Origin of the sequence: Paenibacillus sp. FSL R5-0923 (assembly GCF_038009145.1) — a bacterium.
Classification (GTDB): Bacteria; Bacillota; Bacilli; order Paenibacillales; family Paenibacillaceae; genus Paenibacillus_AQ.
The window spans coordinates 72,061-88,837 of the sequence record NZ_JBBPAT010000001.1 but is presented as its reverse complement, the minus strand read 5'-3'; the positions used below and the strand labels follow the sequence as shown (position 1 = coordinate 88,837).

Annotated in this window: 16 protein-coding genes; 11 read left to right on the top strand and 5 right to left on the bottom strand. The window is 46.6% G+C overall.

The annotated features are described in order from the left end of the window. Window positions 1-39 precede the first annotated feature (39 nt). The 9 genes from MKX35_RS00385 to MKX35_RS00345 all read left to right on the top strand — a co-directional run bounded on the left by MKX35_RS00385 (window position 40) and on the right by MKX35_RS00345 (window position 6,886). Window positions 40-357, top strand: coding sequence for a hypothetical protein (locus tag MKX35_RS00385; protein WP_042123954.1), 318 nt, complete (start codon window positions 40-42; stop codon window positions 355-357). After that, a complete protein-coding gene (uvsE, locus tag MKX35_RS00380; protein WP_076300171.1) occupies window positions 354-1,361 on the top strand; it encodes a UV DNA damage repair endonuclease UvsE in 1,008 nt (335 codons plus the stop codon). The genes MKX35_RS00385 and uvsE overlap by 4 nt, the downstream gene beginning before the upstream one ends. 237 nt (window positions 1,362-1,598) lie before the next feature. Beyond that, window positions 1,599-2,483, top strand: a complete 885-nt coding sequence (locus MKX35_RS00375; protein ID WP_076285871.1) for an inositol monophosphatase family protein — start codon at window positions 1,599-1,601, stop codon at window positions 2,481-2,483. Between the two features lie 15 nt (window positions 2,484-2,498). After that, window positions 2,499-2,759, top strand: coding sequence for a hypothetical protein (locus tag MKX35_RS00370; protein ID WP_076285870.1), 261 nt, complete (start codon window positions 2,499-2,501; stop codon window positions 2,757-2,759). Between the two features lie 127 nt (window positions 2,760-2,886). Next, entirely contained in the window at window positions 2,887-4,179 is a 1,293-nt protein-coding gene (locus MKX35_RS00365) for a stalk domain-containing protein (protein WP_076300172.1), read from the top strand. Between the two features lie 100 nt (window positions 4,180-4,279). Next, window positions 4,280-4,831 carry a peptide deformylase gene (def, locus tag MKX35_RS00360; protein WP_076285953.1) on the top strand — a complete coding sequence of 184 codons (552 nt, stop codon included), beginning with the start codon at window positions 4,280-4,282 and terminating at the stop codon, window positions 4,829-4,831. Window positions 4,832-5,008: 177 nt separating this feature from the next. After that, a complete protein-coding gene (locus tag MKX35_RS00355; RefSeq protein ID WP_076300173.1) occupies window positions 5,009-5,629 on the top strand; it encodes a hypothetical protein in 621 nt (206 codons plus the stop codon). Between the two features lie 106 nt (window positions 5,630-5,735). After that, window positions 5,736-6,134 (top strand): helix-turn-helix domain-containing protein, encoded by a 399-nt coding sequence (locus MKX35_RS00350; protein WP_076301175.1) that lies wholly within the window; start codon window positions 5,736-5,738, stop codon window positions 6,132-6,134. After that, window positions 6,050-6,886, top strand: coding sequence for an IS3 family transposase (locus MKX35_RS00345; RefSeq protein ID WP_256716456.1), 837 nt, complete (start codon window positions 6,050-6,052; stop codon window positions 6,884-6,886). Before MKX35_RS00350 ends, MKX35_RS00345 begins: the two co-directional genes overlap by 85 nt. A gap of 86 nt (window positions 6,887-6,972) precedes the next feature. On the opposite strand, the gene MKX35_RS00340 is transcribed toward MKX35_RS00345, so the two are convergent. Next, window positions 6,973-8,289: a glutamate-1-semialdehyde 2,1-aminomutase gene (locus MKX35_RS00340; RefSeq protein WP_076301083.1), complete on the bottom strand. Its 1,317-nt coding sequence runs from the start codon at window positions 8,287-8,289 to the stop codon at window positions 6,973-6,975. A 122-nt stretch (window positions 8,290-8,411) separates the two neighbouring features. Continuing rightward, window positions 8,412-9,464, bottom strand: coding sequence for an LCP family protein (locus MKX35_RS00335; protein ID WP_076301084.1), 1,053 nt, complete (start codon window positions 9,462-9,464; stop codon window positions 8,412-8,414). Between the two features lie 105 nt (window positions 9,465-9,569). On the opposite strand from MKX35_RS00335, the gene bcp reads away from it, so the two are divergent. Together bcp and MKX35_RS00325 are read left to right on the top strand one after the other, a co-directional pair. Next, window positions 9,570-10,037: a thioredoxin-dependent thiol peroxidase gene (gene bcp / locus MKX35_RS00330; protein ID WP_042184684.1), complete on the top strand. Its 468-nt coding sequence runs from the start codon at window positions 9,570-9,572 to the stop codon at window positions 10,035-10,037. A 123-nt stretch (window positions 10,038-10,160) separates the two neighbouring features. After that, entirely contained in the window at window positions 10,161-14,444 is a 4,284-nt protein-coding gene (locus MKX35_RS00325) for a 2-hydroxyacyl-CoA dehydratase (protein WP_081383093.1), read from the top strand. An 81-nt stretch (window positions 14,445-14,525) separates the two neighbouring features. On the opposite strand, the gene MKX35_RS00320 is transcribed toward MKX35_RS00325, so the two are convergent. The 3 genes from MKX35_RS00320 to MKX35_RS00310 form a co-directional block, all read right to left on the bottom strand. Beyond that, window positions 14,526-14,837, bottom strand: coding sequence for a zinc ribbon domain-containing protein (locus tag MKX35_RS00320; RefSeq protein WP_256716437.1), 312 nt, complete (start codon window positions 14,835-14,837; stop codon window positions 14,526-14,528). A gap of 91 nt (window positions 14,838-14,928) precedes the next feature. Next, window positions 14,929-15,879 (bottom strand): helix-turn-helix transcriptional regulator, encoded by a 951-nt coding sequence (locus tag MKX35_RS00315; RefSeq protein ID WP_076301085.1) that lies wholly within the window; start codon window positions 15,877-15,879, stop codon window positions 14,929-14,931. Between the two features lie 184 nt (window positions 15,880-16,063). Further along, entirely contained in the window at window positions 16,064-16,732 is a 669-nt protein-coding gene (locus MKX35_RS00310) for a DedA family protein (protein ID WP_076301086.1), read from the bottom strand. Window positions 16,733-16,777 lie beyond the last annotated feature (45 nt).

Sequence of the window (16,777 nt, the reverse complement as noted above, 5' to 3'; positions counted from 1 at the left end):
ACTAGCGGGTTCATCCCGACTGGAAAGGGGCGACAAAATATGGGTTTTCAAACTGAATTCAATTCCGTCTGTAAGTTCAAGAATGAACAAGAGCTGTACGAGCTGCTGGAGTATGGGCGTACCAAAATGGTGAAGCAGGGCTTTCGCGTGTATCCGACGGGTCAGAAGGTGATTGCCTACACACCTGAGAATGTAGCTGTAGCGATCGTCAAAATCTCAGCCTCGATCGCAGAGATTAATTTTCAGGGGCATGAGGTTACAGCGGTCGAAATGGAACTCGTGCGTAAATTGAATGAAGAAGAATCAAAAGTGCAAACTGCACTAGCAGATGAAATGTTTTTTGGAGCGCAGGGATGATTGTCCGTTTTGGATATGTAGCGATGTCCACCGTTATCAAAGACTGCTCACCATCCAAGACTATGACGATGGCCTCCTTCAAGAAGCTGGATGACCGTGAAGCGGCACTTCGGCGTTTGGAGAACCTCGCTCGGATGAATCTGCACAATACGCTGCGACTAATGAAGCATAATGTGGGTTCGGACATCTTCGTGTACCGTCTCACTTCCAAGTTGATTCCTTTGGCGACGCATCCTGATTTACAGGATTGGAATCCGTTTGCTGTGCTCGCTGAGGAATTCGCGGAAGTGGGGCAATATGTGAAAAAGCATGGGATGCGGGTGTCTTTTCATCCAGATCACTTTACAGTGCTTAGTACACCCCGTCCTGAGGTGCTAGTAAGTTCCATCCGGGATTTGCAGCACCACACGGACATGCTGAATGCCATGGGACTTCCTGCCATGGCGAAGAACAATATTCATATTGGCGGAGCCTATGGGGACAAGCCGGTGGCAGCCAAGCGGTTTGAGAAGCATTTCCGCGAGCTACCAGCAGCGCTGCAGGCACGTATTACGCTGGAGAATGATGATAAGACCTTCACAGCCCCGGAGACACTGGCAGTCTGCCAGAACGTAGGCCTGCCGATGGTGCTGGATATTCACCATCAATGGGTGAATAATGAAGGAGAGCTCCCTTGGGAGCTGTGGCCTGATATTCAGCAGACATGGCGAAGCGAGCTTGCACAGAAGGATGTTCCGTCTGGAGAGCTTTTCCCGCCTAAGATTCATGTATCTAGTCCGCGCAGTCCGTCTGATCCACGCAGCCATGCAGATGGTGTGGAGCCTGCGCCATTAGTAGCTTTTTTAAAGCGGATAGCTGCAGATACCCCTGCTATTGATGTTATGATTGAGGCAAAACTAAAAGATGGTGCGTTATTTGGATTGATGGAAGCAATGAAGGAGCTGGCTGATGCCGGTAACGGAATTTCTGTATTAAATGGGGCAAGTGTGAATATCGAACCTTAAACAATGAAAATAAGGCGATAGGTCCCGAATACGGGCCCTATCATGACTTGATATGTAACTTGAAATAGGGTACGTTGAATGAAACTCTATTACGATTAACATTCAAGGGATCATAGAAATGGGTATCCCTTATGGCGGAACTTTGAGAACGTTTTGGCGTATTGAACGGTATTGTGAATAGGATTGCTTTAAATTTCATGCCAATGGCGATTATGTTCAAGGAAGCGGAGTGAAGATATGAGTCCTTTAAAACCAGAGGGTAAGAAAGAACGTGAACCCTATGTAGTAACAAGCAAGGGACATACGGCGGTAGCCATTAATGCTGCTGCCAAAGCAGGAGAATGGATAAAAAGCAGACAGGGCCTGGTGAAGGAACTTAATACAAAGACATCGGCACAGGATCTGGTCACGGAAGTAGATAAAGGCGTTGAACAGATGATCCGCAGGTTGATCCTGACACATTATCCAGATCATGCGATCCTCGGTGAGGAAGGCGTTTCCCCGGGAGCAGCAGCAGCAACCGCTGCATTGGAAGAAGCTCGTGAGCATGAATATCTGTGGATTGTAGATCCTGTAGATGGTACGACTAATTTTGTACACGGATTTCCTTTTTACTGTGTCTCCATTGCTTTAGTGATTCGTGGAGAATTAACAGTGGGTGTAATTTATGATCCGATTCGTGATGAAATGTTCGTTGCTGAAAAAGGTAAGGGAGCCTACATGCATGGTGTTCCTACCGCAGTCTCTACGGAGGACGTTTTTGGAGACAGCTTGATCGCCATGGGCTTTCCACCGGACCGTGAATTTGCGCAACCTGTGAATATGGCAGGACTGCAGAGCGTTCTTCCGCAGATTCGTGGAATTCGTGCAGGAGGCTCGGCTGCTCTACATTTGGCTTATGTGGCAGCAGGTCGGGTAGATGGATACTGGGAAGTAGGCTTAAGCCCTTGGGATTGTGCAGCAGGAGTACTGCTAGTGCTTGAATCAGGGGGCAGAATTACGGATACGCTTGGGCGTCCATACGATATTGGCACTCGTCATATAGTAGCAAGTAATGGTCATATTCACGAATATTTGGTTTCGTCACTGAAGAATGCTGAAGCAACAGGATATAAGCTTTAGGGAGGACGATGCTTCATGAGCGAGAAGGATGATCTGGAACGCAAGCTAAGCGAAATGTTGGTTGATGGTGAGATGGAACAGGGTGACCGTATAGCTAAAGAAATCCGTGAGATCTCTCCGAAGTATGAAATTCGTATCCAGACCACAATGGATCCTATTGTGGAGGAGACGCTGCGGTATCGTAAGATTGGACATGAACTAGACGATCGTTATGATAAATATCTGGAACGTGCCGGGAAACATTTGAATTCACAAGAGGATTCAAATAAAGAATAAGACATTCGTTTCTAGCTGTGATAATAATTGTGATGTTCAGAGCGGTTTCCCGAATATGGGAGGCCGCTCTTTTGCGTTGCTATCAGGGATGGTAGAATGAGAATTAGAACATTTTGGGAGGGATACGATGCTAAGCAAGTGGAGAAGAATTTTAGCAGCTAGCACAAGCAGTATGCTTTTGTTATCTGTGCTGATTGGCGTAGGTGCCGGATCGGCAAATGCAGCTGACACGTCTATAACACAAGATGCAAGTCAGGATGTCTTTCGCATCGTAGCTCTTGGCGATTCGATTACTGCCGGATACGAGCCGGGAATGACGGATGTGAATACCAAGCCTTACGGTTATGCGGAGCGACTACTGGAGCAGGGGTGGTATCATGGCCGGAGCGAGCTTACCAATTATGGTATTCTTGGATTGACCACTGCTGGATTACGTAATTACACTGGAGCCATCAAGGACGGCTCAGCGATTACCGCTGAAGGTATTCAGTCAGGTCTTCCAGATCCGCGGATTGACCAATTCGTAAAGTTAACCCCGCAGATCGCATCAGAGCTGAAGGAAGCCGATCTGATTACGATTACAATTGGCGGGAATGATGTAAGCCGTCTTTTCTTACAGGTGAAGGAGCTGACAGATACAGATTTTGAATCTCAGCTGGAGCAGAAGCTAGCGGATTACAATACGAATGTGAAGGCGAGTCTTGAGAATATTCGTGCGATAAATCCTCAAGCAACAATTATATTGGCTGACCAATACCAGCCTGCTCCTAAGATCGCTCTTGGTGCGATGTACACTAAATTGATGACCGCAGCAGCGAAATTTACGGATTCGGCAGATCGTGTGGCTGCAAGTATGAATCAAGAGGGAGCAAAGGTAGTAGTAGCTCATGTAGCGGCAAAGTTTGCCGGCTCAGAGGGATCACTCACGCATATTATCGGGGCAGGACAAGCGGATTTTCACCCTACGCAGCTTGGATACGAGACCATTGCAAAAGTATTTGCTGAATTACAATGGGGGGAATACCGCATTCCCACTGTAGCGGCGATGGCTACGGATACTTTACCGATGTCGATTGTTGTAAAGGGTGTAGAGTTAAATACGCCGAATAAGCCCATCCTTAAGAATGGTCAGAACTTCTTGGCGCTTAAAGATATTCTAAATGCCGTAGGCGCTAATGGAAAGTGGGATAATAAGACCTCCAGTGCGACTATTGAATACGGTGGAAGGACGGTTGTAATCACGATCGGTAGCAAATTTATTAAGGTGAATGGACAGAATGTAGCCATTGATACCCCTGCTTTTCTGCAAAAGGTAGGCAAAGAAGATAAAACTTATCTTCCCCTTGCCGCATTGGCGACCGGACTTGGATTTGATGTTAATTATAGTAGCAAACTGCGAACGGCTTTCATAAATCCATAAATCTGCATACTATATCATAGGTATTTTAAATTAAGCCCGTAAGGCAAAGGTGGATGGAATATTGTCTAGTTCAAAATTTAGTGCTGAATATATCATCACTATGGATGATATTGTACGGGAAGGTCATCCCGTACTTCGTACCGTAGCTCAACCAGTGGAGCTTCCTCTACATAAGGAGGATCGTGAGACTCTGCAATGTATGCTTCAGTTTCTGAAGAACAGCCAGGACCCGGAGATTTCCGAAGAATACAATTTACGCTCTGGCGTAGGTCTGTCGGCGAATCAAATCGGACTGTTGAAGCGTATGTTCGTGATGTATTCTACGGACGAGAGAGGGAGGATTGTAGAGCATGCTTGGGTTAACCCTAAGATCATCAGTCACTCACTAACCATGGTGTACTTACCGGAGAGCGAGGGGTGTCTGTCCGTTGATCGACCGGTGCATGGTTTTGTACCTCGTTATGAATCTGTGAAGGTAAAGGGATATGATCTTGAGGGGAAGGAAGTGGTCCTTAAATTTAAGGGCTACCAAGCCATCATCATCCAGCATGAGATTGATCATCTCGATGGGATCATGTTCTACGACCGAATCAACAAGGAAAATCCATTCAAGCTTCCTCAGGGAGTGGAAATCCGTAACTTGTACGAGTAAAAGAAAATCTCTGAATCATAAAGCGTGTGGTCTTGCAGCATAAAGCTGAGGGGCGCATGCTTTTTTTTTGCTATCTGCAAGATTGAATGATTTCGAATATTTTACAAATTAATACATAGGAGGTACCATGTAGCTAATGGGTAGAAATTAACTTTATTATCAGAAGGAGGTTATTAAATGGGTTGGGGTAGAATGCCAATAAGAGGCGTGGTCAACGAATACAATGATGAGGTTAAGAAGATTGATGAGCAGATTTTGACTCTGATTCAGGAACGTAAAGCTATAACAGGAAAAAAACGGTTCTCCCCTGAAAGTGAGCTCCTTGAGGAATGGTCAACTAGATTCGAGATGGACACTTCTCAGATTGTACAGTATATACACAGTCTGAATGAGGCTGTGCCCAGACGGAAATATTGGGAAGAGCCTGGTTTACTGCTCGGCGTACTTCCAATTGTGAAGCGGACAGTCCTGGAAGATTGCGAGTATACACTTACACATGCTATGCAGTATGAAACGCTCAGTATAGTTACTGTGGAGATTAAGTATTTAAAAGAAACAGTGGAGCACGTTCATCTTAGACCCGCTCTATCATTGGAGATTTTGAGTGAGGCAGCCTATGAAATCCAGCCGCATAGAGGTCACGGAGGAGGAGCTCATACACAAATGCAGTTCTTGGTCTCGCCACCGCTGCCAGCGGATCTGGATACGGTTCAATTTGCCTTAATACCCGGAGGAGACCAAATGTTTGGACCTGCCATGACAGAGATTATATTGGACAAGCAAATTGACTTCGAATAGTGCCTATGCAAAAAAAACCTACCACCAGAAGTGAAGTGCACCCCTTAGAATAGACATTGGATAAAACCCCTGGTTTGTCCGATGAAATTCTAGGGGGTGTATTTTTATGGCGATTAAAGGACAGAAGTTCAAAACTTACTCGGATGAGATTAAAAAAGAGGCCATTCGTTTACATGTGGAGGAAAGATGGACTTACCGGAAAATTACGGAGCATTTTGAGATTCAAGACCAAGGGCGGGTAAAGAAATGGATGAAGAAATACCGAGAGCTAGGGGAATTTGGGTTACTAGATCAACGGGGGCGTCGTAAAGAATATATCGATCAAGATAGGTATGTTCAAAAGCTCAGACGGGAAAATGAAATGCTAAAAAAGTGTTTGGAAATCTGGATGCAGGAGGTGAAACGCACAAATATAGAGCCATTGAGAGCGCTGCAAAAGAGTATGCCGTTAGCGACCTGTGTAAACTCTTTAGGGTCTCCAGAAGTGGATACTACGCTTTCTTGAAGCGCAAAGGAACAGATCGGGATCAGGAAGCAAAGGCGCTCATTCAAAAGGTATATGAACGGTATAACGGAGTCTACGGTTATCGCCAAATTCAATTATTCTTGCTACAAGACCACGGGGTTTGGATGAATCATAAGAAGGTACTCAGAATTATGCAGGATTTAGGCATTCGTTCGAGGATCCGCCGAAAACATCGTTTTAATTATGCTACTTCCGAAGGAGATCGTGTGGCGAAAAATATATTGAAACGGGATTTCAAAGCGGATGCTCCCAACCAAAAATGGGTGACAGACATTACGCAATATCGCATAGGCGAAAAGTGGCTCTATCTTTCAGCTATTAAAGATTTGTTCAATAACGAAATTATTGCTTATCAAATGAGCGCTAGGAACGACAATGAACTGGTTCTCCGGACCTTTCAGCAGGCGTGGAGTCAACAAAAAGACGTGACCGGACTGATCGTTCACAGCGATCAGGGGTTCCAGTACACGTCTCATGCATACCACGACATGCTGCCAAAGGTTGGCGCCCGAATCAGCATGTCTCGCCGAGGCAATTGTTATGACAACGCCTCTATGGAGAGCTTCTTCTCGCATCTCAAAACGGAAGGACTCTATCCTTATGATATCCGAAATATCGATGAGGCACAAAGGAAAATTGAAGATTACATTCGATTTTATAACCAACATCGGCCACAACGAAAGCTAAATAAGCTGCCTCCGGTAGAGTACCGGAAACAGCTTATTGCCTAGGGTCTTTTTTCAGTGTCTATAAAATGGGGGCTTGACCAGAAGCTTGGTGGTAGGTTTTAGTATGTTTAGTGGCTGTAAATAACGTCTTATTTCTCAGCCGCCATAGCGCGGAAGGATTCTTCTGCTGCAATCAGCGTAGCGTCGATATCTGCATCGGTATGTGCTGTCGTTAGGAACCAAGCTTCATATTTCGAAGGGGCGAGGTTAATCCCTCGGTTCAACATGTGACGGAAGAAGCTACCGAACAATTCGCCATCTGTATCCTGTGCCTCATCGTAATTCGTAACTGGATGCTTACAGAAATGAGTAGAGAATGAACCACGGATGCGGTTGATCGTCAGTGGAATGCCATGACGGTCAGCGGATTCCTGAAGACCGCCGACAAGGCGGATCGCAAGCCGTTCCATCTCATCATATACGCCTTCTGCGCTCAGCACTTCCAGACAGGCGATCCCTGCGGAAATGGAAGCTGGATTTCCCGCCATTGTTCCCGCTTGGTATGCCGGTCCTAGTGGGGCTACTTGTTCCATCACATGCTTACGTCCGCCGTACGCGCCGATCGGTAGACCGCCACCGATGATTTTGCCGAGTGCTGTAAGGTCAGGGGTAATGTCTTCATGGTTATCCAGTCCTGCATATGTCTGTGTGGAACCATAGTGGAAGCGGAAGGCCGTAATGACTTCGTCATAAATAACGAGTGAGCCGTTATCATGAGCCAGCTTGCAGAGCCCTTCGAGGAATCCCGGCTTCGGCATCACCATACCGAAATTACCGACGATCGGTTCAACCATTACAGCGGCGACATCTTCACCCCATTTTTCTAGTGCCTCTTGCAGGCTTTCCAGATCATTAAACGGAACAGTGATTACTTCCTGTGCAATACTGCTAGGAACGCCGGCACTATCTGGAATACCAAGCGTAGAAGGCCCGGATCCTGCTGCTACGAGCACTAGATCAGAGTGGCCGTGATAACAGCCAGCGAATTTTACGATTTTGCTGCGCTTTGTATAAGCACGAGCGACACGAATGGTAGTCATAACCGCTTCTGTGCCGGAATTGACAAACCGGACTTTATCCATAGACGGAATAGCTTCTTTAAGCATTTTAGCAAGCTTAATTTCGAGCTCTGTTGGGGTTCCGTAAAGAACACCATTCTCAGCTGCAGTGGTAATTGCCTTCGTTATATGTGGGTGAGCATGGCCGGTAATGATCGGTCCATAGGCTTGGAGATAGTCGATATATTCATTGCCATCTACATCCCAGAAGTGAGATCCACTGGCACGTTTCATAAATACAGGTGCTCCGCCTCCAACGGCTTTAAAAGAGCGGGAAGGGCTATTTACACCTCCAACGATATGTTGAAGGGCTTCGTGATAAAGTTGCTCAGATGTGGAACGATTCATAATGTGATCATCCTTTCGATTGTTGGTGCTCATGGCAACGGGCGAACAACGGTGTTTCCGCTGTCCGCCCGTATTATACCATTGCCTGTAGTGTCTACTTGTGAGCGTTGCTTGTCAGATCTTTATTGGGTTCCGCTAGTGTTACTATTTGAAGTAGTCTCTGGTGAACTTGAAGGTGTAGGCGTTGGCTCAGGGCCATTTAAGGTATCCTGAACAAATTCCTTTAATTTTTTCTCACTGCGAATGCCTATAACCTGCGATCCGTCACTTGTAGTTTCCTCTTTGAGCAGATCCATTGGCGGAATTTGCTCACTACCGCCCATGGTACTATCGTACCCAACGGTTGCAAGCTTCCACATATCATTTACTGTCAGATTAGTTTCGATATAAGGCGTAACTTGAGACAGGATATTCGGTAGCTTGATTATGGATGTGGTCTTGATCAGCTTGTCAGCCACAACCTTGAGAAAAGCACGCTGGCGCTCAGTCCGAGTGAAGTCGGAGGTAGCGTCATGTCGGAAACGTACATATTGCAGAGCTTTATTACCGTCGAGATGCTGATATCCTTTTTTAAGATCAATGTCATACTCGGGACCATCTGCAATGGTCTTGTACACCATATCTTTCTCGACTTCATAATCTACCCCACCAACGGCATCTACTAGCTTGATGAATCCTTGGAAGTCCGTGTAGACATAATATTGAATCGGGATGCCGAGCAGATCGCTTACAGTCTGCATCGCCGTGTTAGGTCCATAAATGATAGCTGAATTAATACGTTTTTCGCCGTGATCTGGAATCGGAACGTAAGTGTCTCTAAGAATTGAGAATACGCTGATTTTCTTCTTCACGGGATCAAGTGAGGCTACGAGCATTGTATCAGAACGAGGAATTTCTCCCTTCTTGACACCGCGGGCATCTACGCCCATTAGCAGTATATTAACAGGCTCTGTACCTTCCCATTTTGGAGGTTCTGGCGTGTCGACATCAACAGTTTCAGCATTCTTAAATGGTGAATTCTCGGTGTTCGACATGCTGCCAAGCTCAGTGTAGATGGATGTAAAGTAGTAAATGGCTCCACCGATAATAAGGAGGAGTATAATGGCCAGTGTCCAAAGCAGCGGTTTCTTTTTTGACTTACCAGTCTTTGCGTGCCTTTTCTTTCTAGGTGGCATTTCTCGTTCTTCCTTTCGCATTCACATTCTCTACATTATAATTTCTTTTGGGGATACGCGCAATTCATGCTCGATCCTCCAATATCAAGAAGGAGTGGATATAACTTGAACGTAGTAGCTATTGGACAAAAAGTACCGAATTTCACTCTTCCGTCTTCCAACGGGCAAGAGGTTAGTTTAAGTGATTACCTGGGCCGAAAGGTCATTTTATATTTTTATCCTAAAAATATGACACCAGCCTGTACGCAGGAGGCCTGCGAATTCCGGGACGCCCATGATCAGATTACTACGCTTGGTGCGGTTGTTCTAGGCATCAGTCCAGATCCTTTGGCTTCGCATATGAGATTTACGGAGAAGAACAGTCTACCCTTTCCACTGTTGTCTGATGAGGATCATAAGGTCAGTGAAATGTTCGGTGTATGGCAGCTTAAGAAGCTCTATGGTAGAGAATTCATGGGCATTGTACGTTCTACTTTTCTGATCGATGAGCAGGGGATCTTAGTGGAAGAATGGCGGAAAGTACGAGTGAAGGGTCATGTAGCATCTGCCATAGCAGGGATTTCCAAATCATAAAGTTTGTTAATAACTTTTTGTAAAAGTCTGTTACATTTTTAACAGCTTTCATAAGGTGTTGTCATGATATAGTTTCCTCATAATTGCTTCAAATTTGGAGCAAGACGAGGTGGTGTAGTGATAATGCTGCGTATTGGCCTTGATATCGGATCAACTACTGCGAAAGTGGTTGTTATAGAGCGTAACACTATTGTTTATCAGGACTATGTAAGACATTATAGCGATATAAAAAAAGCAGCCCTCTCTCTTCTATCTGATGTACAGAGCAGATTTCCTGAGAGAGGCGCAGCCCTTACTGTAAGCGGTTCCTCAGGCTTATCTTTATCCAAACTGGGAGGCGTACCGTTCGTTCAGGAGGTGATCGCCTGTACAAAGGCGATTGGCGAGCTGATTCCAGAATGCGATACGGCGATTGAACTGGGTGGTGAGGACGCCAAGATCATCTATCTCCGAGGCGGCATTGAGCAGCGTATGAATACGGCTTGCGCGGGAGGAACGGGAGCATTCATTGATCAGATGGCATCACTGCTACAGACCGACCCAGCGGGCTTAAATGCATTGGCAGAGAAGCATGAGCGAATCTATCCTATCGCTTCACGCTGCGGTGTATTCGCCAAAAGCGATGTGCAGCCGCTATTAAACGAGGGGGCCCGCCGGGAGGACGTGGCGGCTTCAATCTTTCAGAGTATTGTTAATCAGACGATCAGCGGTCTCGCTTGCGGACGTCCGATTCGCGGACGGGTGGCTTTCCTTGGCGGACCGCTAACCTTCCTGCCAGCCCTGCGTCAGCGTTTTGCGGAGACGCTTGAACTTGCGGAGTCAGATATTCTTTTCCCCGAGCGGTCGCAGTATTTCGTAGCGATTGGATCAGCACTCTCTGAAGCGGATCCTACTATTTTGCCGCTTTCAGGCTGGATCGCGCGAATAGCGGCTGTGGATTTTACAGCGGATCGGGCAGCGGATGCTGAATTACCACCGCTGTTTGAGAACCCCGAAGAGCTTGCTGCGTTCCGTCAGCGCCATGGTAAAGCTTCTGCTGCCAGATCAGACCTGGCTGTGTATCGTGGCCCTTGTTATCTGGGGATCGATGCGGGGTCAACAACAACCAAACTCGTATTGACCGGCTCTGCTGACGAAATTCTACATACCTTTTATGGCAGCAACAAGGGGAATCCCTTGTATTCTGTCAGTGAGGCACTGAAGGAAATGTATCGGGTTCTACCAGAAGGCTGTTATATTGCAGGTTCTTATGTAACAGGTTATGGAGAGGGGTTAATCAAAGCCGCTTTATGGACGGACGGCGGTGAAGTGGAGACGGTTGCTCATTACAAGGCCGCATCTAAGTTCATGCCGGAGGTAGACTTTATTCTGGATATCGGCGGACAGGACATGAAATGCATCAAGATCCGCGGCGGTGCTATCGACAGTCTAATGCTCAATGAAGCCTGTTCGGCAGGCTGCGGCTCTTTTCTGGAGAGCTTTGCTTCTGCGCTCGGATTAGGTATCGAGGAGTTTGCCAAGTCAGCGCTGGAAGCAGTCAAACCTGTTAATTTGGGTTCCCGCTGTACGGTATTCATGAATTCTAAAGTGAAGCAGGTTCAGAAGGAAGGTGCGTCGCTGGCTGATCTTTCGGCAGGTCTTGCCTATTCCGTAATTAAGAATGCCCTGCAAAAAGTAATTAAAATTCGCAACCCTGAGGATTTAGGGCGGAATATTATTGTTCAGGGCGGCACCTTCTATAACGAAGCCGTATTGCGGGCCTTTGAGCGCCTAACGGGGAGAACGGTAGTCAGACCGGATATTGCTGGCGTTATGGGAGCGTACGGTTGTGCACTGATTGCCCGTGAGCAAGCAGGGGCTGACGGAAAAAGTACACTGCTTGGACCGGAGGAAATAGCCAACTTTAAGTACGAGGTATCTTCAGGTCGCTGTGGCCGCTGTGGAAATAACTGTGCGTTAACGATCAGTCGGTTCCCGGACAAGAGCTTCTACGTTACAGGCAATCGCTGTGAGCGTGGTGCAGGAGGCAGGAAAGAGAAGAATGTACTGCCAAATTTGATGCAGTATAAGTATGAACGTTTCTTTGACTATGAAGCATTACCTGAGGCAGGTGCAGCACGGGGCACTGTCGGTATTCCACGTACGATGAATATGTTCGAGAATTACCCGTTCTGGCACACTTTTTTCACCAAACTTGGCTACCGGGTAATTCTCTCTCCTAAATCAAGCAAGAAGCTCTATGAAAGTGGGATGGATACGATTCCTTCAGAATCGATCTGCTATCCTGCAAAGATGGCGCACGGACATGTGCAGAGCTTGATCGGTAAAGGCGTCGATTTTATTTTTTATCCTGCCGTAGTGTATGAGAAGAAGGAAGATGAAGCAGCGGATAATCATTTCAATTGTCCGGTGGTCGCCTCTTACCCTGAGGTCATTCGCAACAATATGGATGGGCTAAAGGATAATGGAATCACGCTGGTCAGTCCGTTTCTGACCTTCGACGATAGATCTGCGCTGACTAAGGGACTCGTGAAGACATTTACAGGGATTCCGAGAGAAGAGATTGCGAATGCTGTGCAGGCAGGACTTGCTGAAGCTGACCGCGCCAAAAGTGATGTGCGTACCAAAGGTGAAGAGACGCTTGCGTATCTTGCCAGCACTGGGAACAAGGGAATACTTCTCTGTGGTCACCCTTATCATGCGGATCCTGAAATTAATCACGGCATTGCAGATATGATTACCGGTATGGGACTCGCCGTGCTGACAGAAGATTCTGTCTGCCATCTGGACCGAAGTGAAGGGGATGTGGCGGTAGTTAATCAGTGGACCTATCATGCCCGAATGTACCGCGCAGCCCGCCTTGCCGCAGTCCGAACCGACCTGGAGCTTGTTCAATTGACTTCCTTCGGTTGTGGGATTGATGCGATCACCTGTGATGCCGTACAAGACATTATGGAAAGGCATAACAAAGTATATACGCTGATCAAAATCGATGAGATTAGCAACCTTGGCGCTGCGCGCATTCGGCTGCGTTCACTGCTGGCAGCGATGCGCGAACGGGAAAAAGGAAAGGTGCTGCCACAGAAGCCGCCTAAAATACAGGCTAATGTAGCATTCACGAAGGAAATGAAAGAAACGTACACGATCCTTGCGCCGCAGATGTCGCCCATTCATTTTGAATTGTTTGAACAGGTCTTCCGCGATGCGGGATACCGTCTCAAGATCCTTGAAACCACTGGGCCTGAAGAGACGGAAGAGGGCCTTAGATACGTTAACAATGATGCATGTTATCCCGCTATTGTAACGATAGGGCAGATTCTGTCGGCACTGAAGAGTGGGGACTATGATCCGAATCGTACCGCTGTAATCATGTCACAGACGGGCGGTGGCTGCCGGGCGACGAATTATATTTCTTTGCTCCGCAAAGCCCTAAAGGATTCAGACCTAGAACAGATTCCTGTGATTTCGCTGAATGCTTCTGGAATGGAGAACCAGCCAGGCTTCCGAATCAGTCTTAAGCTGGCAAATCGGCTGATCGCTGCGGCTTGCTATGGTGATCTAATGATGCGGTTGCTAAATCATTTTAGGCCGTATGAGGTCGTTCCACAGAGTGCTGAGCGTTTATTCCGTAAGGGGATGGAGCGCTGTAAGGTCAGCCTAGTCAACTTCTCGTTCCGAGAATATAAACGTCTGATTCGTGAAATTGTAGCTGATTTTTGTAAGCTGCCCGTTACAGGTGCTACTAAACCAAGAGTAGGCATTGTTGGAGAGATCCTGATTAAATTTCATCCGGACGCCAACAACCGCATCATCGAGATGATTGAGGCAGAGGGCGGAGAAGCGGTAATGCCAGACTTCTTAGATTTCATCTTTTATTGCGTGTATAATCCGATCTACAAAGCCGAGCAATTCGGTAAAAGTAAACGGCTAGGATATATTAATCCGATGTTGATCTCCTATCTGGAGATTTATCGCAAGCAGATAAAGGTAGCTCTTGAGGATGCCGGACTGGCTAAAGGACGGGAAAATATTTATGGTCTTGCTGAGAAGGCCAGCCGACTGGTATCCGTAGGAAATCAGATGGGTGAGGGATGGTTCCTGACTGCAGAAATGATGGATCTGCTGGATAATGGTGTGAATAATATTGCTTGTATTCAACCGTTCGCCTGCTTGCCCAATCATATTACCGGGCGTGGGATGATTAAGGGCCTTAAGGAGTTGTATCCAGGTGCGAATATCGTCGCCATTGATTATGATGCTGGAGTTAGTGTAGTTAACCAAGCGAATCGAATCAAGCTGATGATGTCGATTGCCAGCAGTCAGGAAGGGAATGCTGTGTCTGATTTAGAACCATCACTTAAATCGCTGCAGCAGCCCCTACTTGAAGGCTCCTACAGTTTGACCTGAGCTTAAAAAGGTAACATATAGACGAAGTGCCTATAAAAAGCGGACCAAGAATTCACTTGGTCCGCTTTTTTGTGCTGATTATTAGTTTGTTGAAGGAGAGCTGGCTACGCCTCTCCACCGTTTCAGATGAGGCAGCTGTTCGGCGAGTAATTTGCGGGCGACAGCCACATCCATTCCTTCTTGAACCAAGTAGCCTGTACAAATGTCAGACATTTCTTGCAGCGTAATATCAGGCTGTTTAAATGCTCCATCTTCGTAGCAGTATACACAATAATCCTCGATCTTTTGCCCTTCCTTGTTCGTTCCAAGTAAATCTTCCGTAGGCATAGGCATCCCACAGCTTTGACAAAATTTCGGTTCGCCTTGCATTTGCCCTACATGCTCTTGATTCATATACAGCACTCCTTTTAAAAGTATGCGAAGCTTATGAGCACTCGCTTTAAGTACATTATAGAACTATGAATCTGACGACATACCGTCAGGTTTAAAGCGAGGTTGCATATTTTTTGGCAACCCCAAGAGCCAACTCTCCAAGCTTCTGACGAATATGTTCCGGCTCTAGCACTTCTAAAGCCGTTCCGAAGCTGAGCAAGAAACCATAGAGCCATCCGTCCTCGGGATAATGGATGGACACGTTATATCCACCATGTCCGTCCGGTTGAAGCTCAGTGGAGTCAAAGCGATCTTCCGCTAGATGTCTGCCTTCAGCTGTGAAGTGCAGAAGGATTGGCGACACTACTGAGGCAGAAGTCACTCGCTGATAATCAGTGCTCCAGGGCAGCTCATGCATGTCCCTATCTTCTCTAATGAACTCCCGTTTTTCTTTAACGAGTCCTTTCATACGATGCAGCTTGAATAATCTGAAATCCTGGCGTTGCAGGCAGTAACCATACAAGTACCATGCTTGTCCTTTTAAGACTAAAGTATAGGGCTCGACAGAACGCTGACTGGACTGCCCCTCGGCATTGACATAATCAAAGGCCACAGTTCTGTTTTCTTCCAGCGCCTCTTTTAGAGTTGCAATCTTCTCTTCTAGGATAGGCTGAAGACCCCAAGGAGAGAAATCGATGATAAGCTGGGTCGTTTTGCTTCGGAAAGCGGCGGTCTGTGAGGGCGGGATTACGCTACTGATCTTCTCCATGAGCAGAGTGTGTTCAGTTCCGCCATAAGAGGAGACGCTTTGCAGAGCGGAGAAAATATCAGCCAGCTCGCGGTCGGTCAATACATTGCGGTCTAACCGGTAGCCTTCCATAAGGCCGATACCACCACCCGATCCCTGATAGGTGACGATAGGAATTCCAGCCCCATTAATACTTTCAATATCACGGTAAATGGTACGCACGGACACTTCGAACATGTCGGCGAGCTCCTTCGCCTGAATGAGACGCCGGTTCATTAGTAGAATGACGATAGAGAGCAATCGATCAATTTTCAAAAAGTAGAGCCCTCCTTTTCGGATAATTTCGTTATGTAATGATGTACTACATCTTAGCAAATTCTTGAAAATAAAGCATGGATGAAGCCTCGGGCGCTGGGTTTTGCTGGGGGAGCAGGGTTTTCTGTAATTGCTATACTGTTGGCAGGGTATGCGTTGATACGTAGTAAAAAGAGCGGTGAATTCACCGCTCCTTGGAAGGTTTTTTAATCTGGGCCTGAATCCGAGTGGCAGCTTTGCCAGGGAAGAGGCGGGCACCAATGTTTTTGCGATAACGGTAAATGATCACAAGAGCTGCTATTACTGCACCACCAGAAATAATCCAAAGCGCATATGACTCGAACAAATGGAAGATGCCCATCCACTGTGGACCAAACACCTTTCCGATGCTAAGAAACAGTAATACCCAGAATACGGCTCCACTATAAGCATATAGGGCGAATTTACGGAAGGGAAGCGCGATAATACCAGCAAAATAACCTGTAAAGTGCCGTACCCCTGGAATGAAATAACCGATAAAAATTAGAAAGCTTCCGTATTTCTCAAACCATTTCTGTGTTTTTTCTAGCTTAGTAGGTGAGAATAGAAACCATTTTCCATATCGCTGGATAAAGGGCATACCGGCTTTTAATCCGACAAAATAGGTGAGGGTCATCCCAGCTGTGGTGCCTGCAAAAGCAACTACAATTAGCGTAAAGAAATCAAGTCTCCCAGTATAGGAAAGGAAACCGGCAAACGCCATAGTGGTCTCTCCGGGAAAGGGCAGGGCAACGAACTCGAGAAGTAATCCAAAGAATAATACGCTATATCCATATTTGGTGAATAATTCTTGTATAAAACTCAGCATTTCCATAAGATTGTCACTCTCCAAGAGGCAGTTGCCTTATTCTATTTTACA